The organism is Phreatobacter sp. GW821-FHT04C01 (genome assembly GCF_059420385.1).
Genome location: NZ_JBWKTP010000009.1, coordinates 232,091 through 257,322, shown reverse-complemented (window position 1 = coordinate 257,322; position 25,232 = coordinate 232,091). Strand labels below are relative to the sequence as shown.

Below are 25,232 nucleotides of genomic sequence, written 5' to 3'. Positions count from 1 at the left end.
ACACCGTTTTCACGGAGCGACGAGTCATGACCGTAGAGACCCATATCCTCAGGGGGAACGGACGCGTGCCGAACTCCCGCCTGCCGCTTCTGATCTATCGTGGCGTCGTGACCGATGGCCCGGTCGCCATGGAAGACGCGCTGCGCACAAACGCCTGGCCGCCCGACTGGCACAGCGGCTTCGGCATGTATCCGCGCCATCATTTCCACAGCGACACCCACGAACTGATCGCGGTGACGCGCGGCACGCTGACCGGCCGGTTCGGCGGTCATGACGGCATCAGCGCCATGCTGTCGGCGGGCGACGTGGTGGTCATTCCCGCCGGCGTCGGCCATTTCGGCGAATCCATCACCGACGACCTGCGCCTGACCGGGGCCTTCCCGGTCGGCTTCGGCGTCCACGACTTCCGGCTCGGCTACCCGGACGAATATCCGCGCATGGCCGAGCGCGCCAGGAAAGTGCCCATCCCGGCGACCGATCCGCTGTTCGGCCCGGGCGGGCCGCTGCCGGAGATCTGGGCACGAGCAGACAAGGGAAACCACTGACATGCCAATCGCTGAAGTCGTCGGCGGCGGGATTGCCGGGCTCGTCGCCAGCATCATGCTGGCGCGCCAGGGCTGGTCCGTCCGCGTTCACGAGAGAAGCCCCGCATTGCGCGCGAACGGCAACGGCATCACCATTTTCGAGAACGGCCTGCGCGTCTTGGAAGCGCTCGATCTCGACGATGATGTCTGTGCCCGCGGCTACCAGCTCGACCGTTTCGCCATCTTCCGCAACACCGGCCAGATGATTGTCGAATACGATCCCTTCGAAGCCACCGGCGGCCGCATCGTCATGTTCCAGCGCCAGGTGCTGATCGACCTGATGGCGAAAGCGGCCCGTGCCGCCGGTGTCACGATATCGGTCGGTTCGAAGGTCGTCGGCGCCGAAGAGGCGGGCATCGTCCTGCTCGAGGGCGGCGAACGGCTGGAGGCGGACCTCGTCATCGGCGCGGACGGCATTCATTCCACCGTCAGGCGATCGGTCGCGGGGCAGGTCCCGCTCGGCAAGCATCGCAAGGGCGCCATCCGCATGCTGATCCCGATCGAGGCGGGTGACTTTCCGGACGGCAACACCCGCGTCGCCCGTGAGTTCAACCATCCGAACGGCCGCCGCGTCGGGCTGCTGCCCTGCTCGGACACGGTGATGTACATGATCCTGGTTTCGCTCAGGACCGACACCGAGGCCCATGCCATCCCGGTGCAGCCGGCGCTCTGGGAGGAGTCGTTTCCGGGCCTTGGCCGCTACTTCGCCCGGATCGGCGCGAACGGCCATTACGACGCCTATCACTCAGTCTCGCCGCCATCCTGGCACTATGGCCGCTGCGTGCTGGTCGGCGACGCCGCCCACGGCATGACGCCGGCGCTGGGGCAGGGCGCCTGTTCCTCGATGATGACCGCCTATGCGCTGGGCTCGGCCAAATTCGGCGAGGCGCCGCTGCCGGTGGTGCTGGAGCGCTGGGAAAAGAACATCCGGCCGCTGATCGATTTCACCCAGAGCTATGCCGAGGGCATTACCGAGGGCCGGCTCGATCCGAACAACGAGGTGTTCTTCAGCGATCCGAGCCTGCGCCCGCTGCTGAACGCCGATATCCCGCGCCTGGTCCAGGACCCCGCCATGGCGCTGCAGGCCGGCCAATGAACGAGGACAAGACGATGTTGAAAGCCCCACCGTCACCCGAGAGCTACGACACGCTGGCCGATACGTCGGGTTATGCGCGCCCCGCCGACGATTTCGGCGACGTCCAGGCGGCCGGCGATCCGATCGCCAACCTGGTCAAGCTGCGCCGGATGCTGATCGACAAGCGGCGCTACCTGGTTCAGGACGCGATGACCTATCCGGTCGTCTTCGTCGGCCGCGCGCAGGACGTGGCGGAGATCCAGACGCTGATCAAGGCGCTGGACGAGGCGATCGCCCATGAGCGCGCGATGGGCGATGCGCTGAGCCACGCCTAGAACCGCGCGGCCGCCGCGACATTGATCCGCCAGCCATCTTTGCCCGGGCCGTCGGTGAACTCCCGCGCGGCTTCGAGGCTGAGATCGAGCGCGCGCGGTCCGTAAGGCAGCGCCACCGGCAGCAGGGTGCTGCGGATGCCGAGCCCGGCATTGGTGGCGCCAACGGTCCGTGGCTCGACGAAGGTGGGCCGCAGGTTGACCGCCTGACCGCGCGACACGAACAGATAGGGTGTCATGGGACCGGCGCCGGCCGGCCCTCGTGGCAGAGCGACGGCATATTGCAATTCGGCGCGGACGAGCCAGCCAGTGTCGCCGACGAGCCGGCCGGAATCGAGTGCGCTCAGGCTTCGGATGCCGCCGAGCGTGAAGCGTTCGCTGTTCAGCAACGGGCCGCTCAGCGCATATTGCGCTCGCCCGCTGAGCTCGATCGTGAAATTCAGTGGCAGGGCCTGGGCGACGCGCGCGCGCAGTTCGACCTTGCTGAACAGATCGTTGCCAAGCGCTCGCGAGATCGGCCGGTTGATGGTCGCATCGTCGCGGCCTCGGCTGCCGAGCCATGAAAGCCCTTGCGAATAGTCCAGGCCGAAGCCGAGCATGGTGCCCGAGGTCATCAGAACATGGCTCCAGTCGAAACCGAAGCGTAGCGGGCGGAGCCGGTCGTCATAGAGCACCGCTGCGAAGAGCGGCGCGCGCTGTTCTTCGTCGGTGATCTCGAGGGCAGCGCGCAACGTCAGCGAGGTGGTACGGCTACGGATCAGCGGATAGGCGAGGCGGAAGGCGAAGCGCCGGAATGTACTCTCGGTTTCCAGCACATCCCGCCCGGACCGCGGTTTGGTGTCGGAGAGCGTCGCTTCGGCGTTGAAGGTCAAGCCGTGGGGACCGAGCGGTATGATGACACCGGCGGCGATCAGCCGGCGCGGGCTGTCGGCCGACAGGAAGCCTTGGCCAGGCGCGCCGGAGGTGGTGGCGTAGATCAGTTCACCCGCACCCATCAGGGACTGGAACGCGGCCGACAGCGTCGCTGAGGTGGTGCCGAGCGATTTCTGCAGTGAATTGTCGACCGAAAGTTCGGCGGCGAGTGGCCGGTGATCACCGGTCAGCACCAGCCGTACCGCGCCGGTGCCACTGCCGGGAACGAGCATCGAGCGCAACGCGAGGCCGGGTGTATCGCCGGCGATCAACAGGCGTCGCTCGAATTCGCCGAGCGGCAGCCGGCGCCGGCCGGTGATGCCGGCCAGCACATCGTCGACGCGCGACCGCGCCTGCGCCGGCAGGGCCGTCGTGTCGACCCCCTCGATATAACCCTCGATCACGCGCAGCCTGAGCGTGCCGCCGTGGCGGACATTCTGTGGCGGCAGCACCACCCGCGTCAGGAAATAGCCGCGCGCCGCATAGGCCCGCTCGATCGCCGCGGCCGCAGCATAGACCTCGGCGACCGCCACGGTGCGGCCCCGGATCCGGGCGATCGCGGTTTCTGTCGCAGCCGCGAGCGCGGGATCACCGCCCTCGACAAGGATTTCGCCGACCCGTAGCGGAATAGCCTCGGAGCCTCGGGGGGCTTCCGTGCCGTCCATCTGGGGCAAGCCGACACCGGTCGGGCCGCGCTGGATTTCCGGCGCCAGCGTCCGCGGCGCAAGCTGGCCAGGAGAGGGTGTCTGCTGTGCTTGGGCCGCGGGAACGGCGAGACCGGCCAGCAGGAATAGCACCGAGGACCGGATTAGCATGCGAGTCCTGTACGGAAGGTCGAGGGCCCAACACCGATACGCTCCCGTGTGTGGTTCCCAGTCGCCAGAGGCCGCGATATCACGCTCAAGGTGCTGCTCCGCAACCCACGGTGCCGGTCGCGCCGATCCGACATGCGCGACCGCTTCTTGGTGAGGCGCCGGCTGTGAGGGAGGTGGCCGGGACGGGCGCATGGAGCCCGTCCAGCACGGCCATATCCGCAGGGTGTGGCGACGAATGGTTGTGCGCCACCGGGAATACATTTGGCGAGGGCGCCGGCTCGATGCGGAACTGGCCGCCTCGGAAGGTCATCTGGTAGTTGGCGCTTGCCGCCAAACTGCCGATGAGGATGTCGTAGGAGCCCGGTGCATCGCCTGCCGCGCGAACGAGTGCGCCGGTAAGGCTGTCGCCATTGACGAGACTGCCGGCCATGATGCGGTAGCTCAGAGCCGGATCCGGCTGGCCGTAGAGCCGGGATTGGTCGTCGGCGGCGATCGCAAGGGCGCGCGGCGTGACGGTGAGCCCGCCGGCGAGTGTCACATAGGTGATCGCATAGTTCGCGGCCGACCCCGCGCTGAACACGGCGGAGGAGCCGGCGAGGTCATAGACGCCGACACCGGAGGCGGCCGTCGCGGCCGTGGTAAGGCTGACGCCGGCAAGACTGTCGCCGTTGGCCAGGTTATTCGCCGTGCCGGCGCCGCTTGTCGGGTTGGCGTCGCCATAGACACGGCTCTGCGCACTGGCGGTGATCGTCAGCGCGCGCGGGGTGACGGTGAGATCAGCTGCGATATAGGTGATGGAATAGTTGTTGTTGCCGAGCGTGCCCTGGCTGATCCCATAATTGCCGATGCCGGAAGCCGTGTTGGCAGCAGTGCCGAGGCCGCCGGCGAGCGTGTCGGTGCCAACGAGGTTGCCTGAGGTGAGCTGGTAGGTCAGTGCCGGATTGGCGTCGCCATAGCTGCGGCTCAGAGCATTTGCCGCGATGGTCAGAGCACGCGGCGTAACGGTCAGGTCGGCGCCCTGAAAGGTCACCGCGTAGTTCGATGAGATGGCTAGCGTATTCTGGGCGATGGCATAGGAGCCGACACCCGAGGCCGTGGTCGCAGCCGTCGCGAGCTCACCGGTCAGTGTGTCGCCGTTGACCAGACCGGCGCCGCCGATCGTGTAAGTCATTGTCGGGTTGGCTTCGCCATACGTCCGGCTCTGAGCATCTGCCGTAATCGTCAGAGCACGCTGCGTGATTGTCAGATCGGCGCTCCGATAGGTCACAGCGTAATTTGGCGAGGCGACAAGCGTGCCCTGAGTGATCGCATAGGTGCCGACGCCAGAGGCAGTGGTTGCAGCGGTCGCAAGCTCTCCGGACAGGGTGTCGCCGTTGACCATACCCGCGCCACCGATCGCGTATGCCAGCGCCGGGTTGGTCGCGCCATAGGCCCGGCTCTGAATGTCGGCTGTGATCGTCAGGGCGCGCGGCACGACTGTCAGCCCGGCGCCCTGATAGGTCACGGCGTAATTCGGCGAGGCGGCGAGCGTGCCCTGGGTGATGGCATAGGAGCCGGCACCCGAGAGCGCAGTCGCTACGGTCGCAAGCCCGCCTGTCAGAATGTCGCCGTTGACCAGACCGGCACCGCCAATCGTGTAAGTCATAGTCGGATTGGCGTCGCCATAAGTCCGGTTCTGTGCATCCGCCGCGATCGTCAGCGCGCGCTGCGTGACGGTGAGGTTGGCACTCTGATAGGTCACGAAGTAGTTCGGTGAGGCGGCAAGTGTGCCCTGGGTAATAGTATAGTCGCCCACACCCAAGGCCGTGGTTGCAGCGGTCGCAAGCCCTCCGGTCAAGGTGTCGCCGTTGACCAGGCCGGCGCCGCTGATCAGGTAGGTCAGTGCAGGGTTGCCTTCGCCATAGGCGCGGCTCTGTGCATTCGCTGTGACAGTAAGGGTGCGTGGCGCGATGGTCAGGTCGGCGCTCCGGTAGGTTACGGCGTAATTCGGCGAGGTGGCGAGCGTACCTAAGGTGATCGCATAAGCGCCGACGCCCGAGGTTGTGGTTGCAGCCGTTGCGAGGCTACCGGCCAAGGCGTCGCCGTTGACCAGGCCAGCGCCGCCAATGGTGTAAGTCAACACCGGGTTGGCCTCGCCATAGATCCGGCTCCGCGCGTCCGCCGTGATGGTCAGGGTGCGTGGTGCGACGGTCAGCGCGCCGTCGATGTGGACGATGCGGCTGGCGCCGCCGGGCGTGAAAGTGGCAGAACCCCCGCTGGCGGTGACGGCATAACCGCCGATACCGGAAGTCGAGTTGACGCTCGTGGCCTGGGTCGCCGCGCTGGTTATCGTGTTCCAGTATCCGACGCCAAGATAGGTCAAGGTGTCCGGCACGGTATCGCCATAGGACATGGTCGTATTGGCCGCGCGTACCCCGACCACGCCGGAAACGCCGTAAAGCTGTGGCCGGAAGCCGTTGCCGGCCGGCGTCCATGCCGTGTCGAAATCGAAGCCGGCGAAAATCGTGCGATAGGTTGCACCATTGGTCATATCGGCCGTGTCGAGGCCAATGGCGCCTGACACATTGCTGCCGCCGCCGATGCCGACGGTCGGCTGGCCGCTCGTCTGCCTATCCCAATATGTGGCGGTGAGGGTTCCGTTATTGAGCCCGATCAAGCCGCCGACGGACGTGCTGCCGGTGACCGCGCCAGTGGCGTAGCTCTGCCCCACGGTACCGGTGACGTTGGCCCCGACCAGCCCCCCGACATACCGGACGCCCGCGACCGTGCCGGTGGCGTAGCTCTGTCTGATGTTGCCGTCGTCGTTGCGCCCGACCAATCCGCCGACATAGTCTTGGCCGGCGATCTGGCCGGTGGCATAGCTTTGCTCTACCGTCCCGTTATTGTGTCCGACCAGCCCACCGACATTGCTGGAGCCGCCCAATGTGCCGACCGCACCGGTGGCATAACTCTGTCGCACGGTGCCGCCATTGTTAGTTCCCACCAATCCGCCACTGGTGTGACCAAGAACCCTACCGGTGGCGTAGCTTTCTTCCACGGTACTTTCGAAATTCGTGCCGACCAGGCCACCGGCGGAGTTGCTGCCGGTGACCGCGCCGGTGGAATAGCTCTGCCGAACCGTGCCGCCGTTATTGTTGCTCCCAATCAGCCCCCCGACCGAACCGCCGCTGCCGTAGACCACACCGCTTGCGAAACTTTGCCACACCGTGCCGCCGAAATTCGCCCCGACCAGCCCGCCGATAGCGATCTCACCGCTGGTTCTGCCGCTTGCGGATCCCTGCTGCACCACGCCCCTGTTGGTCCCGACCAGGCCGCCGACATAATAAACGCCGTCGACCGCGCCTGTAGCGTAGCTCTGCCGAACCGCGCCGCCGCTATCGTTGAGCCCAACCAGACCGCCGACATTCTGGCCGCTGCCGGAGACCGGGCCAGTGGTGTAGCTTTGCTGTACCGTGCCGCCCCTGTTGGCCCCGACCAAGCCGCCGACGGAATTTCTGCCGCTTATGCTGCCGTCGACGAGACCAATATTGGATATGAGGGCGCTGCTGCCGCTCATGTTGCCGATCAAGCCGACATAGTCGGCGTACCAGTTCTTGATGGTCAGGCCGCTGATCACATGGCCCTGGCCGTCGAGGACGCCAGTGAACGCCATGCTTGCATTGCCGATCGGCACGAATCCCCAGTTGCCGTTCCAGGCCGCGGTCGCACTGGCGTCGATATTGCGGCCGAGTGCATAGCGGCCGGCGAGATTGGTATTCAGCGCCTGCAACTGGAAAACGTCGTTTACCAGCATGAGGGCCCGGAGCGCGCCGGTGACATTGCCGGCATAGTTGGTTGGCGTCGTGTAGGCCGTCGGGTTGTAGAGGATCTCGACCGAGCCGGCTGCGAGGCTCGCCGTGCTGCCCGTGCCGAAATTCACCGTGCCGACGCCGGTGCCGCTGTTGTCGGCGCGCAGGACCAGGCCAGCGCCGGCCGTTGCGTTGGAAATGCTGACACCGTGGCTGATCGTGATGTCGCGATAGGCCGAGAGGGTCAGCTTGGTTGCCGCCGTCCAGGTGATATTGGCGGCGACCGTAATGTCACCGGCCTGGCTGCCGGCGCTGCCCGCTGCACCGGTGGTGACGATGACGTTGGCGCCGGCGAGCGTGGCCTGCAGCGTCGCGACATTGATGATGCTGTCGTTGCCGGTGGCGGCGAAGCCGCTTTGATTGCTGTCGGCGGCGTTGGAAATGGTGATGTCATAGGGATCGAGCAGCAGCGTGCCGGCTGTACCCATGGGAGCGAGCGCGTCGACGCGGCCGGTGAAGTCGAGCTTGGCCTTGCCGGAGACTTCCGCGAAACCGCCATTGCCGCCGAAACTGCCACCGCGTGCCGAGAGTGCGCCAGCATAACTGGTGAATTGGTCCGACCAGAGAATGATCCGGCCGCCGTTACCAATCGTGGTGGCGTCCGCCGCGATGGTGCTGGTCAGGTCTACGCTCAGCGTCGATGCGCGCGCCAATCTGTCGCCGCCCTGATAATCGCCGCCGATGCGGATGCCGCCGCCGCCGGTGGCGCCCGAGGCGTCGATGCGTGCGTCCGACAACGCGATGTCGTGGCCGGTGATGGTGATGTCGCCGCCCTTCGCGCGCTGGCTCGTGGCGGAGATACGGCCTGAGATCGCAACCTGGCCGCTCGCGCCGCCGTCGATGGCGATGCGCCCGCCATTGCGGGCCGGGGCCCGGGCCAACCGGGTCTCAGGACGCCTGCCAGATGCCGGTGCGGCTGTGCCGCCGCCGAAGGAGACGCCGCCGGGGGTGCGCCGCACGCTGCCGGCTTCGATCTGCCCGGAGATATTGATCGCGGCGCGGGCGATATCGGCCGTCGTCGCGGCGCGGGCCTCCACCCGGCCGCCTTGGGCGCGGATGCGGCCGGTATGGCTGATCAGCGCCTGGGTACGGTGGGGATCGCTTGAAGGCACGGAGACCGTGAGAAAGCCGTCGCCCTCGACATCGACGCTGACATGTTCGCCGGCGGCAAGGCCGACCCGACCACCCGGTGCCAAGATGTCGCCATTGTTCACGACGCGGCCGCCGATCAGCACGGCGTCACCGCCGCGCCTAACGCGGATGCGGCCGTCATTGTGCACCGTAGCGGAGGCGCCGTTGCCGGAGAAGATGTTGCGGCCGGCAATGAAGTCGCCGTTGCTGATGCCGAGCGCCGAGGCGGTGAAGCCGGCGGTATCGATCGTTCCGGTTGAGGTGATCTGGATGCCGTTGGGATTGACCAGGTAGACCTGGCCATTGGCGTTGATCCTTCCGGCAATGGTTGTGGACGTTGCGCCGGTGACCCGGTTGAGCGTCGCAGCAGTCGCCGATGGCTGCTGGAAATTGACCGTGCCCGCCGAGCCGACCGAGAACGAATTCCAGTTGATGATGCCGCGATCGGTGCTCTGGCGGATGGTCATCGTGCCGTTGGCGGGTGCGCCGATGGTGACGCCGCCATGCACGACCGTGCCACCTTGCGGCAAGGTCTGCGCGCTGGCGCTGCCGGCAGCGAGCAGCGCGCCGGCGGCGACCAGCAGCGCGCGGTGGGAAACGGGACCTGGGGTGAGACGCGCGGCGGGACCGCGCCGTGACGCTTGATCTAAATCTCCCGCCATACAGTCCCCCAAACACGCCAGTCAAACGTGCGTTAACAGACTGTTTCGATCCAAGCAATCACACTAAAATGCAGATTTAATCTGCACAATCAAAGGTTTGTCGAGTACGTCGTTCTTGTCCGGCATTTGCGCCGCCCCCGGGCAATGATCCCGTCGATGTTGCTTCGTCAGGGGGCGCCTGGGCCCGATCGAAAAAGGTCGGCTTGGTCAGCAAGGAGCCTTCGACCCCATAGGCGGCCTCCCGGGCAAGACGATATTGCTCCTCGGCCCTGGTGACATCGAGGAAGCGGATGGCGGTTCGAGGCATGGAAGCGCGGCATGCGCCCGAACCCGTCGGACAGCGCTTGGCTGCCGGGAATGTCATGCAGCATGGATTGTGATGTCATCGCGGTTAGCGAGACGTCTCGCCCGCCCTGGTCGCGGCTGGTTCAAGGCATCGGGGCCTGCCTTGAACCAGTGGCGCGCGGCGCTCGCCGGCATGGTAACGTGACCGGCCGGCGCCTGCCGAATGACCTGACGGACCTTCTGGCCGCTGCTTTTGGTAGCCACGATTCCCGGCCTGCTGATGGACCGTGAAGCCCCCAGCGTTTTCCTGGGTGAATCGATCAGCGCCGGGAAACTGAAACTGGCGTTTTTCCCACCGGAGGTTCGGCCTGTCCTCACCGCGCCGGACGCGGTGCGGGCGGCGGCGGGCAGGTGGCGCCGCTGCCGAGCGAGCGCTGGACCATGACGCTGTCGGACCAGCGGCCATGGCGATAGGCGACCGCCGGCAGGAGGCCGACCCGGGCAAAGCCGAAACTCTCGTGCAGGCCGAGGGAGGCGGCATTGTCGCCGTCGATATAACCGATCATCTGGCGGAAGCCGGAGGCGGCGCAGGCATCGATCAGGCCCTGCATCAGCAGGCGCCCGACGCCACGGCCGAGATGGCCGTGGTGGACATAGATCGAGTGCTTGACCGTGTAGCGATAGGCCGGCCGCTTGCGGAACAGCACGGCATAGGCATAACCGACCACCTCGCCGTTGATCGTCGCCACCAGATGCGGGAAGCGGCGGTTGCGCAGGTTCTTGCGCCGGTCGCGCAGGTCGTCCGGCTCGGCCGCCTCGCTGTCGTCGAGCCGCTCCTCGATGCCCTGGCGGATATGGCGGCGGTAGATCGCCAGCATGGCCTCGACATCGGTGTCGCGCGAGGGCCGCACGACGATCGCCTGCGGGCTTTCGGTGGGCATATTCTGCGGTGCATCGTCCATGGGTTCAGGTCACCTCCGTTCGCCCGAGCTTATTCGGAGACGACATAGGTATGAAGCCGCACACGGCCCGACGCGTCGATCTCGCGATAGAGGCCCTGGATCTCCACCTCGAAGCCGGGAAAGGTGTTGAAGCAGGTCTCGAACATCCTGAGATAGTCGATCATCGGCTGGGCCCGCTCGCTGAGCCGCTCGCCCGGCACGATGGTGGCGATGCCGGGCGGATAGACCACGAAGGGCGTCGTGGCGACGCGGCCGGCGATGGCGTCGATCGGCAGGTAGTCGACATCGTTGCGGGTGAGGCAGCGCGCCGCGTCATGGGGCGACATGACGATTTCGGGCAGGTGCTCGGCCGAGAACTGCCGGGCCTGCAGGGCGCTGACATTGGCGTCGCGGAAGAAGCGGTGCATGTCGGCGCAGAGATCGCGCAGGCGCACGCCGGCATAACGCGCCGGCCGGCGCCGGAAGAATTCGGGGATCGCCTCTTCCAGCAGGGCATTGTCGTCATGCAGCTTCTTGAAGGCGACGAGGCCCGAGATCAGCGTGCCGGCCTTGCTGGCCTCGACGCCGGGGGTGAGCAGGAACAGCAGCGAGTTGAGGTCGTTCTTCTCGGGCACGATGCGGTTCTCGCGCAGATATTGCGCGACGACGGGGGCGGGAATGCCGTGCTCGGCATAGGCGCCGGTGGCGCGGTCGAAACCCGGGGTGAGCAAGGTCAGCTTGTTCGGATCGGTCATGGCGAAGCCCTCCGCCATGCCGGCGAAGCCGTGCCAGCCGGCATCGGGGGCGAGCTGCCAATAGGCCGGATTGGTGGCGAGCTGGTCGGTGCCGACGGTTTCCCAGGTGACGTGGTGCACGCCGCCCTCGCGCGAGACGTCGGGGATTTCCACCCGGTCGGGCACGAAGGGCTCGAAGAACCAGCGCCGCTCGGGCCGCGCCTCCTTCTCCTCGAACTCGCGGCGCACCGCGCGGATCTTCTTGCGCAGCTCGATGCCGAGCCGGATCGTGTCGTCCCAGAGCACCTCGCCGGAGCGGCCCTTCATCATCTGCGCGCCGACATCGAGCGAGGCGAACAGCGGATAGAAGGGTGAGGTCGAGGCATATTGCATGAAGCTCTCGTTGAAGCGGCGGTGCTCGACCCGCCGCTTCTGGCCGCGGATATGGCGGTCCTTCATGTGGATCTGCGAGGCCTGCGAGAAGCTCGCCAGCTGCTTGTGGGTCGATTGCGTCGCGATGATGCCCGGCGCATCCGGGCCGAGATCGGACAGCCCCATGGCGAAGCGCCCGGCATAAAGCGGGTGGAATTTCATGAAGCCGGCCCAGGCCTCGTCGAACAGGATGTAGTCGCAGAGGTGGCCGATCCGGTTCAGGATCATCTCGGCGCTGTGAATGGTGCCGTCATAGGTGCATTGCTCGACCACCGCGACGCGGAACGGCCGGGGCTTGCGCCAGGCTTCCGGATCCTTGACGAGCGGATGGTCGCGAATGCGCTCGCGCAGCGCCTCCTCGTCGAAGGCCTCCCAGCACATCGGGCCGATCAGACCCCAGGCATTGCGGACGGTGGGGATATAGACGGGAATGCCGCCGCCGATCAGCAGGGCGCCGTGATGGGCGGCCTTGTGATTGTTGCGGTCGAACAGCACCAGGTCGCCGTCGGTGACCAGCGCCGCCAGCGCCACCTTGTTGGAGGTGGAGGTGCCGTTCAGCACGAAATAGGTCTTCTCGGCGCCGAAGATCTTGGCGGCTTCCTTCTGCGCCTGCAGCGCCGGGCCCTCATGGGTCAGCAGGTCGCCGAGATCGAGCACGGAATTGTCGAGGTCGTCGCGGAACACCGCTTCGCCGAGATGTTCCATGAACACCCGGCCGATCGGGCTGCGCGAATAGAACACGCCGCCATTGTGGCCCGGGCAGGTCCAGAGCTGGTTGCCCTCTTCGGCATAATCGACCAGCGCGCCGAAAAACGGCGTTTTCAGCGTCTCGGCATATTGCTTCAGGCGGCTGATCAGGTTCTTGGCGATGAAGGCCGGGGTTTCCTCGGACAGGAAGACATAGCCGTCGATGAAGTCGAGCACCTCGACCGGCAGGTCCTCGAAGCGCTTGCGCCGGATCAACAGGATGATCGGGAAGTCGAGGCCGCGGCGGCGCATCAGGTTGATCAGCGCGGCGGTCTTGCCTTCCAGGCCCTTCTTGCCCCAGTCGACCACCATGCAGCCGATGGCGGCATCGGTCTGCACCGCGATCTCGGCATCCTCGAGCTTGCGCGCCTTGACCACCTCGAAGCCGGACCGCTCGATCTCGTCGACGATCTGGCCGAACCGGATGCCCTCGAGATCGTCGCCGTCGAAGGAGGGCGTGGCGAACAGGAAAGTGAATCGTCGGAAATAGTCCATGGGTGCCCCGATCATGTCCGCTGCGTGCTGTCGTCGCGTTAGATGACACCGCAGTGACAGCAACTGTCGATAGGGCGTCCCGGATCCCGAAAAAATGCGACGCGGCCGTGTCGATGCGTCGGGCGACGAGGACGTGCCCGGTGCGTCAGATCTGCCAGCGCAGGGCGCCGGGCGTCGTGCCGAAGGCGCGCTTGAAGGCGGTGACGAAGTTGGCGGGGTTGGAATAGCCGGCCAGGAAGGCGGCTTCCGCCACGGAAATGCCGTCCGCCCTGAGCGCATCGCGGGCCCGTTCGAGCTTCAGCCGGCGGACATAGTCGAGCACCGTCGTGTCATGGGAGGCGCGAAACAGGCGCTGCAGGGTGTTGACGCTGAGGCCTGCCTCGCGGGCGAGGCCGGCAAGCTCGATCGGGGCGTCGATATGGGCCGCGATATAATCCATGACCCGGTCGAGCCGCTGGCGGTCGCGCGCGCCGATCCGGCGCCGTTCGTCCGGCGAACCCTGGCGGGTGATGACCTGGAACGCCTCGGCGATGATCTCGATGGCACGGCTCTCCAGGTAGAGCGGCATCAGCGCGGCGTTGAGAGGGGCGGGGCGCAGGACCTGCTCGACGGTGCGCAGCAGGCCGGCGCTCGGCCGCCAGGTCATGGTGTCGGTGTGGCGGCGGGCGAAACCGCCGATCAGCGCCTGCTCGCCGATCTCGGCCAGGCCTCCTGATTCAAGCCATTCGGGCGTCACCGTCACGGTGACCTTGCGCACCTTCTCGCCCCGTGTGGTGCGCCGGACGAAGCTGTCGGCGCGGGCGCGGGCGAAGACGACGCCCTCGATATCGCCGGGACGGCGCGACGAGGCGTGGGAGCCGAAACTCAACTGGCGGTCGCCGATCGCCACGTCGGCGCCGCCGCACACGAACATGGCGCAGGTAATGCCGGCGGAATGGACGGATTCGAATCTGAGGTCCTGCGTCTCCGTGACATCGGCCGAGTGGAGAAACAGGCCCTGGCGCAAGCGGATCTGACCGATACGGCCATGCATGGCGACAATGTCGTCCTGTAGCGACGGATCGACCATCCAGAAGTCGGAGACATTCCAGGTGTTCATCTGGGCCAGGTCCGACTTGCGGATCGGCCGCTGCTCATGATCCGCGGTCATAGATCTGGAACGATTTCAAAGAAGAATTGTGTAACTGCATGATATCAGGGTGCGTATCGAAAATCTAGATACTCGATTTGATAGATTAAACTGTTTCTAAAGTGTTCAAACCTCAGTGTTTGCCGGAGAGATAACCCTGCGCACAACAGAATGGCGATTGCGCAAAACTGATGATCGTGGCACGGGCCGCACCCCGGCGATATGGATGACGGGCAAGGAGCGAGCGAGCTCCTGACCTTCTGCGCCGATCGAGGATGCCATGACTGCCGCGCGTATCGCTTTTCCCGCCATGTCCCTTCGTCCGAGGGCTGTCGACGTGCTGCTCGCCACGGCGGCGCTCGCCGGCCTGATGGCGGGTCCCGCCCGGGCGCAGATCGCGCCGGCGGGCGAGACCACCCAGCTCGGCGTCATCGTGGTCGAGTCCGCGGGTGACCGGCCCGTGGGACCCGACCAGGGTTACGTCGCGCGGCGCAGCCTGACGGCAACCAAGACCGACACGCCGCTGATCGAGACGCCGCAATCGATCAGCGTCATCACGCGCCAGCAGATGGACGACCAGAATGCCAACAGCGTCGCCGAGGCGCTGCGCTATACCGCCAATGTGGTGCCGGAGGTGCGGCCGACGTCCGGGCGCTATGACAGCATCGTCCTGCGCGGCTTCGGCGGCGGCGGCGTCGACGCCAATTATGTCGGCTTTCTCGACGGCCTCAGGCTGGGCCGCGCGATTTCCTACCTGGTGCCGACCGTCGAGCCCTATGGCCTGGAGCGTATCGAGGTGCTGCGCGGGCCGGCCTCGGTGCTGTTCGGCCAGGTCAATCCGGGCGGGCTGGTCAATCTGGTCAGCAAGCGCCCGACTGAGCAGCCTTATCGCGAGATCAACGTCCAGTTCGGCAGCAATGCGCGCAAGCAGGTCGGCTTCGATTTCAGCGGTCCCGCCGATCCGGAAGGACGCTTCCTGTACCGCATGACCGGTCTGGTGCGCGACGGCGATACCCAGGTGGATCACACCCGCGAGCAGCGGATCTACCTGGCGCCGTCCTTCACCTTCCGGCCGAACGCCAATACCTCGCTGACGGTGTTCGCGAAATACCAGCGTGATCCGGCGGGCGGATTCTACGGCACGCTGCCGGCGGTGGGCACCGTGCTGCCGAGTGCCGCCGGCCGCATCCCGACCTCGTTCTTCCCGGGCGAGCCGAGCTTCGAACGGTTCAGCCGCACCATGGCGACGGTCGGCTATGCCTTCGAGCATCGCTTCAACGATGTCTGGTCGGTCCGCCAGAACTTCCGCTACATGGATGCCTCGCAGGTGTTCGCCACAGTCTCGGCCCGCGGCCTCGTCGGCAGCCAGATCAGCCGCGCCTCGGTCTATTCGTCCGAGCACCTGCGGTCGCTGGCGGTCGACAGCCAGGCCGAAGCGGTCTTCGATACCGGTGGCCTGAGCCACAAGGTGCTGTTCGGCAGCGACTTCCAGCAAGGCATCGCCGACCGCGGGCTGGGGCAGGGCGCCGCGCCGCCGATCGACTATCGCAACCCGGTCTACAACCAGGCCATCGCGATGCCGAGCTTGACCTGGCTCGACCAGTACCAGCGCCAGCTCGGCTTCTACGCCCAGGACCAGATCAAGTTCGGCCGCTTCGTGCTGCTGCTCGGCGGCCGTCTCGACTCCGCGCAGACCTCGCAGATCACCCGCGCGAGCGGCGCCCGCACCAACCAGTCGGACACCGCCCAGACCGGTCGCGCCGCCTTGCTCTACCGCTTCGACAATGGCATCGCGCCCTATGCCAGCATCTCCACCTCGTTCGATCCGGTGGGGGGCGTCAGCTTCGCCGGCACGCCGTTCCAGCCCTCGACCGGCCGGCAATATGAAATCGGCGTAAAGTACCAGCCGGACGGCTGGCGCGGGCTGATCCAGGTCGCCTTGTTCGACCTGACCCGCCAGAACGTGCTGACCGCCGATCCCGCCCATACCGGTTTCAGCCTGCAGCTCGGCGAGGTGCGTTCGCGCGGCATCGAGATCGAGGCGCGGGCCGACCTCTCCGAAAACCTGTCGGTGGTGGCGTCCTATGCCTATACCGACGCGACCGTGACGCGCTCGTCGGATGCCGCCAGTCGCGGCAAGCGGCCGACCATCGTGCCGGCGCATACCGCCTCGCTCTGGGCCAAATATTCATTCCTCGACGGCGGCTTCAACGGCCTGTCGCTCGGCGCTGGCCTGCGCTACGTCGGCGACACAGCCGGCGATCCGGCCAACACCCTGGTCGTGCCGGCCTATGCGCTGGTCGACGCCTCGATCTCCTATGATTTCGGCCGCACGCGGCCGGAGCTGAAGGGGCTGAGCCTGGCGGTCAATGCCCACAATCTCCTGGACAAGGAGTTCGTCTCGGGCTGCTTCTCCTATCTCGGCGCCGGCTGCGTCTATGGGCTTCGCCGCACGGTGACGGCAAGCCTCACCTATCGCTGGTGACCGGCATGGCGCCAGAACCGGCAGGGCGGGCAAGCGTGCCTTTCAGCGCCGAGATCCCGCTTGCCGGACCCGGCGGGGCCTATCGCCTCTTCGTCGCCTGGCCCGCCGCGCCACCGCCGCCGGAGGGATACCCGGTGCTTTACCTGCTCGACGGCAACGCCGATTTCGGCACCTTCGTCGACAGCATGCGCGCGCAGACGTCGCGGCCGGAGATAACCGGCACCGAGCCCGGCCTGATCGTCGGCATCGGCTACCCCTCCGACCAGCCGATCGATTTCGAGCGGCGGGCGCTGGATTACACGCCGGCCGTCGCGACCGGGCTGCTCGGGCCTCGGCCGAATGGCGCGCCATGGCCCGCGACCGGCGGGGCGGCGGCCTTTCGCGTCTTCGTCGAGACGCGGGTGAAGCCCGAGATCGCCGCGCGCTTCGCCGTCGATGCCGGGCGGCAGGCGATCTTCGGCCATTCCTTCGGCGGCCTGTTCGTGCTCGATACGCTGCTGGAGACGCCGGCGGCGTTCAGCGGCTTCATCGCGTCGAGCCCGTCGCTCTGGTGGGGCGAACGCATCCTGTTCGGGCGGCTGGCCGGCTTGCGCCCGGCCACGGCCAAAGTGCTGGTCAGCGTCGGGGGGCTGGAACAGACGCCGCCGGAAACCGCGGCGGCCGAGCTTGCCGGTTATGGCCAGTGGATGCGGCGCAACCGGATGATCGACAATGCCCGGGAGTTCACCGCGTCGCTGACGGAAACAGGCCTCGACGCGCGGTTTCACCTGTTCGAGGACGAACATCACGGTTCGGTCGTGCCGGCCGCGGCGAGCCGGGCGATCCGCCTGGCTTTTCGCCATCGGGGAAAGGGCAGGGCATGATCGCCGGCCGCATCATCGTTCTCGCCGTCCTGGCTGTCTCGGCCGTCGTGCTTGCCGCGGCGGCGCGACCCGCCGCCGCCCAAGCGGTGACCGGGACCGACGTGCTCGGCCGCCAGGTCAGCTTGCCGGCGCCGGCGCGCCGCATCGTGCTGGCGCAGGGGCGCCAGATCGGCGCGCTCGCCTTCATCCTGCGCGATCCCGTGGCTGTGCTGGTGGGCTGGGGCGGGGATTTCCGTCGGCAGGATCCGTCGTCCTATGCCCGCTATCGCGCGGCCTTCCCGGCGATCGATGGCATCCGCGTGATCGGCGAGGGCACGGCCGAGACGCTGTCGATCGAGACGCTCGTCGCGACCGCGCCGGATCTGGTCGTCCTCAGCCGCTCGATGGTCGGCGCACGGCGGCCGGGCGCGCCGGGGGGCGACCTGGTGGCGCGGCTGGAGCAGGCCGGCCTGAAGGTCGCGGTCGTCGACTTCTTCATCCAGCCGCTGACCGATACCGTGCCGAGCCTCAGAGCGCTGGGCAAATGGCTTGGCCGCGAGGCCGAGGCGGAGGCTTTCCTGACCTTCTACGAGGCGCATCTCGCCACGATCAGGCGGCGCGTCGCCGGCCTGCCGCCGCGGACGGTGTTCATGCAGGCCCATGCCGATGGTGCGGCCTGCTGCAACACGCCGGGGCGGGGCACCTTCACCGACCTGATCGAGGCGGCGGGCGGCAACAATATCGCGGCGGCCCTGCTGCCCGGTGTCACCGGCCAGCTCAGCGTCGAAAAGGTCATTACCAGCGACCCGGACGTATTCATCGCGACCGGCGGCGCGCATCTCGCCAGCCGCAACGGCCTGGTGCTCGGCCATGGCGTGGCGGCCGAGTCCGTCCGGGATGGTTTCCGCCGCATCCTCGCCACCCCGGGCGTCGGGGCGATCGGCGCGGTCGGCCGCGGCCGCGCCTACGGCTTCGCTCATCTCTTCAACGACACGCCGCTGCATATCGTCGGCATCGAGGTGCTGGCGAAATGGTTCCATCCCGAGCGCCTCGCCGATCTCGATCCGCAGGCGACGCTCGACGAGATCAACCGGCGTTTCCTGGCGGTGCCGGCGACGGGAACCTTCTGGTTCGACCCCGGCTCCGCGGCCGGCGCGGGGCGGTGACCATGCCGGCAACCGTCGAGGACAGGACGATGAGCTTGACCGCTGAGGCGCGCCTGCGGGTCGCCGATCCCCACGACCTGATGCAGCGGGTCGCCGCCCATTTGACCGAGCACGGCACGCCGATCGCCGGCGAGGCCGGGCGGCGCGTCATCGCCTTCCCGTTCGGCGAGGTCGGGCTCGCCGTCGAGGACGGCCTCTTGCTGCTGCGCGCCTCCGCGAGCGCGATCGAGGGCTTGCTGACCGCCCGCGCGTCGCTGGCGAGCCATGTGCTGGAATTCGCCTCGGGCGAACCGCCCGGGATCGTCTGGACCGGCGATGGCATAGACGTCGCCATCCCGCCGAGCTACCGGGAGCTGACGGTGCTCTCGGCTGAAATGGTGACGCCGCACATGCGCCGGGTGCATTTCGCGGCGGATGATCTCGCCCGTTTCGCCGCGATCGGCAACATGCATGTCCGGCTGGCCTTTCCGACGGCCGGCGCGGCCATGCCGAAACCCCGCCTCGGCCCGAACGGCTTGCCGGCCTGGCCGGCCGACCGGCCGAAGCCGGTTCAGCGCAAATATACCGTCCGGACGATCGATGTCGGCCGCGGTCGCCTCGCGGTGGATTTCGTCCTGCACGACGATCCCGGCCCCGGCAGCGCCTGGGCGCTGGCGGCGAAAGCCGGTGACCGCATCGGCATGTCCGGCCCCGGCGGTCTCGGCCTGGTCGACGCGGACTGGCATCTGTTCGCCTGCGACGAGACCGGCCTTCCGGCAGTCGCCCGCATGCTGGAAGTGCTGCCCGGCACGGCGCGCGGCCTGGCGATCATCGAGGTGGCCGATGCCGGCGAGCGCCAGGATCTGGCGCATCCCCAAGGCGTCGAGGTCGTCTGGCTGCTGCGTTCCACCGATGGTGCGGCGCCCGGCGCAGCGCTGCTCGGCAGGGCCCGCCTGGTCGTGCCGCCAGCGAAGGGCCGGATCCATGTCTGGGCGGCGGCCGAATTCGACACGTTCAAGGCGCTGCGTGCCCATCTGCGGCAGAACCTTGGCCTGACGACGGAGCAGCACCTCGTCGTCAGCTATTGGCGCCAGGGCGAGGCGCAATCGGCCTGATCCGCACCCTGGGCAGCGAGGGGCCCCGGTTGGAGCTGGCGGCCCATGGCTTCGACGATCCAGTCCTGCGGGCTCCACCAAGTGACGGGGCGACGCCGACGGCTTCCCGAAAAATGAGGGGCCTGCTCGCGACCTTCAGAGAGGCGCGCGAACAGGCCTCGGGCGTCGTCGATCCCGGGCTAGACTGCCCTCAGGCTGGCGACGAAGTCTCCGACCTCTTTTTGAAGCAGCGTGGATTGATCGGACAGGGACGCGGACAGGTCCATCAGATGGATCGCCGATGTGCCGGTCGTTTCGGCGGCCGCGCTGACCCCGGCGATGTTGTCGGTTACCGAGGTCGCGCCTGCCGCCGCCTGTTGGGTGTTGTGGGCGATCTCGGCCGTCGCCGCTCCCTGTTCCTCCACGGCCCCGGCGATCGACGCGGTGACTTCGCGGATCGTATCGACCGTGCGGACGATTTGAGCGATCGATTCGACGGCGATCGTCGTCTTGGATTGGATCTCCGCGATTTTTCGGCCGATTTCCTCGGTGGCTCTGGCTGTCTGCGAGGCGAGCTGCTTGACCTCGCTGGCAACGACGGCGAAGCCTTTGCCGGCCTCGCCGGCCCGCGCCGCCTCGATCGTCGCATTCAGTGCCAGCAGGTTCGTTTGCGAGGCGATGTTGTTGATCAAGTCGACGACTTCGCCGATCTGCTGGGCCGCCGCCGAAAGCGAGTGAATGTGCGCGTCGGTCGACGAAGCTTCGCCGGCCGCAGCTTCCGCGACCGTTGCCGAGCGGGCGACCTGCATGTTGATTTCCCGGATCGAGGCGGACAGCTCTTCCGCTCCGGCCGCTACAGTCTGCACGTTCACCGAGGCCTCCTCGGCCGCGCCAGCAACCGCCTGGGCTTGCCGGGTGGTCTCCTCGGCTGTCGCGGACAGAGCGCGTGCCGAATCCGCGACTTCTCCTGATGACTGCGCGAATGTCTCGGCCACGTGCTGCATCCGGGCAACGAAACCTTCGGCCAGCGCCACGCGGCGGGTGGATGCCGCGCTATCTGCTTCCTTCGCCGCCTCCTGAGCGGCGCGGGCTGCCTCGGCCGCGCGCAGTTCGCCGCGGAAGGCTTCCAGGCCCTTGGCGATCGTTCCGATTTCGTCGCGCCGCTCCGTCCCTTCGATACTCACCGCATAAGTGCCGCCGCCCATCGCCTGCATCACGCCAAGAAGCGTGCCGAGCGGCTGCGTGATGCTCCGCCGGATCAGCCAGATGCCGAGGAGGGCGGTGGCCAGGATGCTCACGATGATCGCGCCGAGCACGGTCTTGATCGTCCGATCCGTCAGCGCGGCAAGAGCGTCCGACGAGGACTTGTTGAAATCAATGATGCGCTCGTTGATCGCGGTGAACGCGTTCTGAACCCTGACGAGCGCGGGTTCACACGTGTTGAACATGTCATTCAACAGTTGGGTGAACGAGGGGTCGCCGGGGTGCGTGTGGTTCGCCTTGGCGATGACATCGCCGCATACGGACATCACCGTCGCATGCAGGTCGCCGCGCGCTTTATCAATCTCGGCCGCGAAGGAAGGAGCCCAGTTCTTCGCGCGGTCGAGACGTTCGCCAATCGATTCCAAGAGTTGCCGGCGCGCTTCGGAAGCCGCGCGGTTATCCGCCTCCGCCGTCGCGGCGAGATTGCGGTAGATCGTGACGGTGACGGACGAGATATCGCGGCTGGATCGGGCGATGCTGACCTGGGCTCGGCCAGGCCCCTCGATCAGGGACGTGTAGGTCGCATCGATCGCGCGCATTTCATAAGCCGCGTACAGGCCTCCGCCGATGGCACAAAGGCCGACCAGACAAATGAGCAAGATGGTTTTGACTATCAATGGTAGGTGATTAAAGAACATTGCAACTCCCGGTCCCGTTGCGTTTCGATCATTTGCGTTATCGGCGATCTATCCGCGCGAATATTTTCGGTTCCAAAATTGTCGATGAGTGTTAATTTGAAATTAATCATGAAAGATTCAACAATTGAGCTGAATTCAATCGTTGAATACAAATCTCGCCGGGCGAATATTGAGTATGAGGGTTGTGGCAAGTCGCGTTCGGTTATGATAGAAATCATCCAGGTTACAGCTGATGCAGTACAACCTCCGTAGTCTCCAGGTGCTTGAAGTGGTGGCGCGACATCGGTCGGTCACCAAAGCGGCGGCGGAGCTCGGGGTTACGCCGGGGGCGGTCAGCCACCAGCTTCGCGCATTGAGCGGCGAAATTGGCGAGCAGCTTGTCGAGCGAACCGGCCGCGGCATTCAGTTGACGCCAGTGGGAGAGCGACTGGCGTCGGGTCTGGATGCCGTCTTCCGGCAAATTGAGCAATCGGTCGGGGAAAGCATCGGTCAGTCGCGGCAGAGCCTGCGGTTGGCGGTTTGCAGCAGTTTCGGGCCGGGCTGGTTCATTGAGCGCCTGCCCGACCTGCGAGCCGAGCATCCCAGCCTGCAGATCACACTGAGAATGTACTCGGACTTTCCGAAGCTGACGGACTCGGTCGGCGACGCCTTCGTGACGGCCTATCCGATGAACAATGGCTATACCTCGACACCGCTCTTCGTCGAAAAGCTCGTCGCCGTCTGCGCCCGCGATGCCGACGCGCGTGTTCTGCCGCTCATTACCACGAGTATCGATACGCTATCGCCCGCCGCTGATTGGGTGAACTATCGAGCCCAGATTGGTTCCTCGGCGCCGGAGCTCAAAGAGGATGGCCTGATTCAATGTTCGCACTACGTCTTCGCCCTTGAAATGGCCAAGCACGGAATCGGCGTCGCGCTTGTTCCCGATTTCCTGGCCAAAAGCGCCTTGCATGCCAATGCGGTGCGAATGGTCTTCGGCGGTCCGGCAGCCTCGGGCCGGCAGTATTATTACTGTATCAAAACAGCGCGCCGGGACGAGGCGCCGCTGAAAATGTTGGCGTCTTGGTTCGTAAAGACGCTTTCGGGCGCGCAACAATCGCGCTGAAGCAAGGCGCCCGCGGAAGGGCGAGCATGACCGACATGCCGGTTTCCCGCCTCGGCGAATGATCTCCGACTTGCAAACTCAACTGAGATTGTCCGGGGCAGCGATCCGATTTTCCTCTTGGGGGTGTCCGCGGAGCCTTTGACAAAAAGCGGGGGATCACCTGGCCGCGGCCAAAGGAGGGGGGCCGTCGGCCTCGACGCCGTGAGTTCTCACGATCCCTATGGTGGGGGCCGGCCGTCCCAGCAGATACCCCTGTGCTTCGTCGCAGCCCTGGTCCTTCAGGAATGCCAGCTGCTGAGCCGTCTCGACCCCCTCCGCGAGAATCGCGATGTCCAAGCTGTCGCCCAAAGCAAGAACCGCGCGGATGATGGCGCGCGTCTGGGTGTCGTGCTCCAATTCGTCCATGAAGCTCTTGTCGAGCTTGATCTTGTCGAAAGGAAACGACCGCAGCGTCGAGAGCGACGAGTGGCCGGTGCCGAAATCATCCATGGCGATCGTAATTCCAAGCGCTTTGATCTGTCGCAGCGAGTGCAGGGCTCGCACGGGGTCTCGAATGACCGCCGTCTCGGTAATTTCCAGTTCGAGCCGGCTGGGCGGCAGGCCCGTATCGATCAGGATCTGATGGATCAGCGCCGGCAGGCCGACCTGCATCAGCTGAACGCCGGACAGGTTGACCGCGATGCGGTGTGGAACGGTCCATGTGGCCGCAATGGCGCAAGCCTCCCGCAGAACCCACTCGCCGATGGGCAATATGAGGCCGGCTTCCTCGGCGATCTGGATGAATTGCGAGGGCGGCACGTATCCATGCTCCGGGTGCCGCCAGCGCAACAGCACTTCGTAGCCGGTGATGTCGCCGGATCCGACCGACACCTGGACCTGAAACCGCAGCTCGAGCTGGTTGAGCGCAATGGCGTCCGCCAATGCGCGCGTGATGTTCCGGCGGGCCCGCACCAGCTCGTCCATTTCCTCGGCGTAGAAGCAGATCGATTCCGTCGTCGATCGCTTGGCGCGATACATCGCCAGGTCCGCATTGTTCATGAGGGCTGTCGGCGTGCCCGCGTCATCGGGGTAGAGCGCAATGCCGATGCTCGTGCCGCAGGAAAGCTTAGATGCCTCGAACGCGATGGGTTGGCTCATCCGATTGCTCAATCGATGAGACAGCGCGAGCGCCTCCGCGCGCGTGGCAACCGATGCGAGGACGACAAATTCATCGCCGCCGAGCCGCGCTGCAAACTGGTCGGCGGCGAGTTCCGCTCGAACACGGTCCGCCAATGTCTTCAAGACGAGATCGCCGGCCGCATGGCCGTGGGTGTCATTGATCTCCTTGAACCGGTCGAGGTCGATCGCGAGCAGTGCGATCGCGTGGCCCGTCTCTGCGTTCGCTACCGACTCTTCCAGGCGCTCGCGAAATGCGGATCGGTTGGGAAGATCGGTCAGTCCGTCGTGCCGCGCGATGTGCGCCATTTTCTGTTCTTGCGCGATGCGGAACCGAAGGTCGCGAACGGAATAGATCAGGAGGTTGCGCTCCGAGAACTGCCCTTCCTCCCTTCGGGTGACGATCTCGACCGGGATCCTGGTGCCGTTCAGGCCGCGCAACCCGGCCCGGACCAATTCGCGCTCGGGAATCTCGACACTCTCGGTGTTCAAGCTGCTGAAGCTGCGTCCGACAAGCTCGGTCCGGGGAAGGCCAACCAGGTTTGCGAGGGCGCTGTTCACATCGATGATGAGGCCGTCGCGCTCAATGGCAACGCCATCCACATTGCTTTCGGCAAGATGGCGAAAGCGCGTTCGCGCGCGTTCGCGGCTCTGCTGATCCAATGTGAAACTGGCGATTCCGGTGCCCAGCACCAGGAGCGCGACCCCGGCCACGGCAACCGCCAGCGCGGCTTTCGCGGAGGTATCGCTGGCGCTGCTCGGGTTGGGTGACAAGGGCAGCACTTCGAGCGCGGCCATGCCTGAGAAATGGAGCGAGACGATTGCGAGGAGCAGCAGGATGGCGCCGTAGATCGTCGATCGATTGCCCTTTCCGCCGTTTGCGGCAACGAACGCCGATGCCGAAAGCAACACGGCCAGAGCCAGTGATGCCATGACATAAGGCAAGTGCCAGATCACCACGCCGTCAATCAGGAACGCCGCCATGCCGGCATAGTGCATGGCCGAGATGCCGGCGCCGAACACGGCCCCGCCAAAGGTGGCAGCCATCGCGGTCCTCGTCTTGGCGATGTCGAGGGCGATCGCCGAGGCGAGAATCGCAACACCGAGCGAGACGGCCGTGAGCTTCGGGTCGCATGCCGTCGGCACGCCGGGTTCGTAGGCCAGCATGGCAACGAAGTGCGTGCACCAGATGGTCGAGCCGCCGGCCACCGAGCCAAGGAAGTGCCAGCCCATGCGGGAGCCTTGCGGGGCGGAATGCGTGCGTTGCAGCAGTCGGATCGTGACGAACGAGCCGACGAGGCAGATCGTCGCGGCCAGCGCGACAAGGACAAGATCATGCTCGGCTGTGAGACATGTAATGATGCGCATGGCTTGCATCCGTTT

Annotated in this window: 15 protein-coding genes; 8 read left to right on the top strand and 7 right to left on the bottom strand. The window is 66.2% G+C overall.

Annotated features, from left to right (window positions below; translation table 11 throughout):
- The first annotated feature begins 26 nt into the window (after window positions 1-26).
- Genes AC07WJ_RS28710 through AC07WJ_RS28700 form a run of 3 tightly spaced genes read left to right on the top strand, consistent with a single transcriptional unit; the run spans window position 27 to window position 1,994 of the window.
- A complete protein-coding gene (locus tag AC07WJ_RS28710; protein WP_494938122.1) occupies window positions 27-545 on the top strand; it encodes a cupin domain-containing protein in 519 nt (172 codons plus the stop codon).
- A 1-nt stretch (window position 546) separates the two neighbouring features.
- A complete protein-coding gene (locus AC07WJ_RS28705; protein WP_494938121.1) occupies window positions 547-1,680 on the top strand; it encodes an FAD-dependent monooxygenase in 1,134 nt (377 codons plus the stop codon).
- Window positions 1,681-1,694: 14 nt separating this feature from the next.
- Complete coding sequence (locus AC07WJ_RS28700; RefSeq protein WP_494938120.1) at window positions 1,695-1,994, top strand: hypothetical protein; 300 nt, start codon at window positions 1,695-1,697, stop codon at window positions 1,992-1,994.
- On the opposite strand, the gene AC07WJ_RS28695 is transcribed toward AC07WJ_RS28700, so the two are convergent.
- The 5 genes from AC07WJ_RS28695 to AC07WJ_RS28675 all read right to left on the bottom strand — a co-directional run bounded on the left by AC07WJ_RS28695 (window position 1,991) and on the right by AC07WJ_RS28675 (window position 14,143).
- On the bottom strand, window positions 1,991-3,910 hold the full coding sequence (locus AC07WJ_RS28695; protein WP_494938119.1) for a ShlB/FhaC/HecB family hemolysin secretion/activation protein: 1,920 nt from the start codon (window positions 3,908-3,910) through the stop codon (window positions 1,991-1,993). The genes AC07WJ_RS28700 and AC07WJ_RS28695 overlap by 4 nt on opposite strands.
- Window positions 3,804-9,359 (bottom strand): MBG domain-containing protein, encoded by a 5,556-nt coding sequence (locus tag AC07WJ_RS28690; RefSeq protein WP_494938118.1) that lies wholly within the window; start codon window positions 9,357-9,359, stop codon window positions 3,804-3,806. The genes AC07WJ_RS28695 and AC07WJ_RS28690 overlap by 107 nt, the downstream gene beginning before the upstream one ends.
- A gap of 659 nt (window positions 9,360-10,018) precedes the next feature.
- Complete coding sequence (locus tag AC07WJ_RS28685) at window positions 10,019-10,606, bottom strand: GNAT family N-acetyltransferase (RefSeq protein WP_494938117.1); 588 nt, start codon at window positions 10,604-10,606, stop codon at window positions 10,019-10,021.
- A 29-nt stretch (window positions 10,607-10,635) separates the two neighbouring features.
- Window positions 10,636-12,993, bottom strand: a complete 2,358-nt coding sequence (locus AC07WJ_RS28680; RefSeq protein ID WP_494938214.1) for an Orn/Lys/Arg family decarboxylase — start codon at window positions 12,991-12,993, stop codon at window positions 10,636-10,638.
- Window positions 12,994-13,138: 145 nt separating this feature from the next.
- Complete coding sequence (locus AC07WJ_RS28675; protein ID WP_494938116.1) at window positions 13,139-14,143, bottom strand: helix-turn-helix domain-containing protein; 1,005 nt, start codon at window positions 14,141-14,143, stop codon at window positions 13,139-13,141.
- Between the two features lie 259 nt (window positions 14,144-14,402).
- Here AC07WJ_RS28675 and AC07WJ_RS28670 point away from each other — a divergent pair, with 259 nt between their 5' ends.
- The 4 genes from AC07WJ_RS28670 to AC07WJ_RS28655 are packed head-to-tail and all read left to right on the top strand — an operon-like array spanning window position 14,403 to window position 19,709.
- Window positions 14,403-16,607 carry a TonB-dependent siderophore receptor gene (locus tag AC07WJ_RS28670; protein ID WP_494938115.1) on the top strand — a complete coding sequence of 735 codons (2,205 nt, stop codon included), beginning with the start codon at window positions 14,403-14,405 and terminating at the stop codon, window positions 16,605-16,607.
- 5 nt (window positions 16,608-16,612) lie between these two features.
- Window positions 16,613-17,470 (top strand): alpha/beta hydrolase, encoded by an 858-nt coding sequence (locus AC07WJ_RS28665; protein WP_494938114.1) that lies wholly within the window; start codon window positions 16,613-16,615, stop codon window positions 17,468-17,470.
- Window positions 17,467-18,615, top strand: a complete 1,149-nt coding sequence (locus AC07WJ_RS28660) for an ABC transporter substrate-binding protein (protein WP_494938113.1) — start codon at window positions 17,467-17,469, stop codon at window positions 18,613-18,615. Before AC07WJ_RS28665 ends, AC07WJ_RS28660 begins: the two co-directional genes overlap by 4 nt.
- A gap of 29 nt (window positions 18,616-18,644) precedes the next feature.
- Window positions 18,645-19,709, top strand: a complete 1,065-nt coding sequence (locus tag AC07WJ_RS28655; protein ID WP_494938112.1) for a DUF2218 domain-containing protein — start codon at window positions 18,645-18,647, stop codon at window positions 19,707-19,709.
- Window positions 19,710-19,888: 179 nt separating this feature from the next.
- Here the strand turns inward: AC07WJ_RS28655 and AC07WJ_RS28650 are convergent, their stop codons facing one another.
- Window positions 19,889-21,589 carry a methyl-accepting chemotaxis protein gene (locus tag AC07WJ_RS28650; protein WP_494938111.1) on the bottom strand — a complete coding sequence of 567 codons (1,701 nt, stop codon included), beginning with the start codon at window positions 21,587-21,589 and terminating at the stop codon, window positions 19,889-19,891.
- A 232-nt stretch (window positions 21,590-21,821) separates the two neighbouring features.
- Between AC07WJ_RS28650 and AC07WJ_RS28645 the strand changes: the two genes are divergently transcribed.
- Window positions 21,822-22,694 carry a LysR family transcriptional regulator gene (locus AC07WJ_RS28645; RefSeq protein WP_494938110.1) on the top strand — a complete coding sequence of 291 codons (873 nt, stop codon included), beginning with the start codon at window positions 21,822-21,824 and terminating at the stop codon, window positions 22,692-22,694.
- Window positions 22,695-22,850: 156 nt separating this feature from the next.
- Here AC07WJ_RS28645 and AC07WJ_RS28640 read toward each other — a convergent pair whose 3' ends face one another.
- Complete coding sequence (locus AC07WJ_RS28640; protein ID WP_494938109.1) at window positions 22,851-25,217, bottom strand: bifunctional diguanylate cyclase/phosphodiesterase; 2,367 nt, start codon at window positions 25,215-25,217, stop codon at window positions 22,851-22,853.
- Window positions 25,218-25,232 lie beyond the last annotated feature (15 nt).

What these genes read in the sequence shown, in the direction of transcription:
- AC07WJ_RS28670 (WP_494938115.1), top strand. Translation starts at nt 14,403, where the DNA reads ATGACTGCCGCGCGTATCGCTTTTCCCGCCATGTCCCTTCGTCCGAGG.
- AC07WJ_RS28640 (WP_494938109.1), bottom strand. Translation starts at nt 25,217, where the DNA reads ATGCGCATCATTACATGTCTCACAGCCGAGCATGATCTTGTCCTTGTC.
- AC07WJ_RS28650 (WP_494938111.1), bottom strand. Translation starts at nt 21,589, where the DNA reads ATGTTCTTTAATCACCTACCATTGATAGTCAAAACCATCTTGCTCATT.
- AC07WJ_RS28680 (WP_494938214.1), bottom strand. Translation starts at nt 12,993, where the DNA reads ATGGACTATTTCCGACGATTCACTTTCCTGTTCGCCACGCCCTCCTTC.
- AC07WJ_RS28705 (WP_494938121.1), top strand. Translation starts at nt 547, where the DNA reads ATGCCAATCGCTGAAGTCGTCGGCGGCGGGATTGCCGGGCTCGTCGCC.
- AC07WJ_RS28645 (WP_494938110.1), top strand. Translation starts at nt 21,822, where the DNA reads ATGCAGTACAACCTCCGTAGTCTCCAGGTGCTTGAAGTGGTGGCGCGA.
- AC07WJ_RS28660 (WP_494938113.1), top strand. Translation starts at nt 17,467, where the DNA reads ATGATCGCCGGCCGCATCATCGTTCTCGCCGTCCTGGCTGTCTCGGCC.
- AC07WJ_RS28690 (WP_494938118.1), bottom strand. Translation starts at nt 9,359, where the DNA reads ATGGCGGGAGATTTAGATCAAGCGTCACGGCGCGGTCCCGCCGCGCGT.
- AC07WJ_RS28700 (WP_494938120.1), top strand. Translation starts at nt 1,695, where the DNA reads ATGTTGAAAGCCCCACCGTCACCCGAGAGCTACGACACGCTGGCCGAT.
- AC07WJ_RS28710 (WP_494938122.1), top strand. Translation starts at nt 27, where the DNA reads ATGACCGTAGAGACCCATATCCTCAGGGGGAACGGACGCGTGCCGAAC.
- AC07WJ_RS28685 (WP_494938117.1), bottom strand. Translation starts at nt 10,606, where the DNA reads ATGGACGATGCACCGCAGAATATGCCCACCGAAAGCCCGCAGGCGATC.
- AC07WJ_RS28695 (WP_494938119.1), bottom strand. Translation starts at nt 3,910, where the DNA reads ATGCGCCCGTCCCGGCCACCTCCCTCACAGCCGGCGCCTCACCAAGAA.
- AC07WJ_RS28665 (WP_494938114.1), top strand. Translation starts at nt 16,613, where the DNA reads ATGGCGCCAGAACCGGCAGGGCGGGCAAGCGTGCCTTTCAGCGCCGAG.
- AC07WJ_RS28655 (WP_494938112.1), top strand. Translation starts at nt 18,645, where the DNA reads ATGAGCTTGACCGCTGAGGCGCGCCTGCGGGTCGCCGATCCCCACGAC.
- AC07WJ_RS28675 (WP_494938116.1), bottom strand. Translation starts at nt 14,143, where the DNA reads ATGACCGCGGATCATGAGCAGCGGCCGATCCGCAAGTCGGACCTGGCC.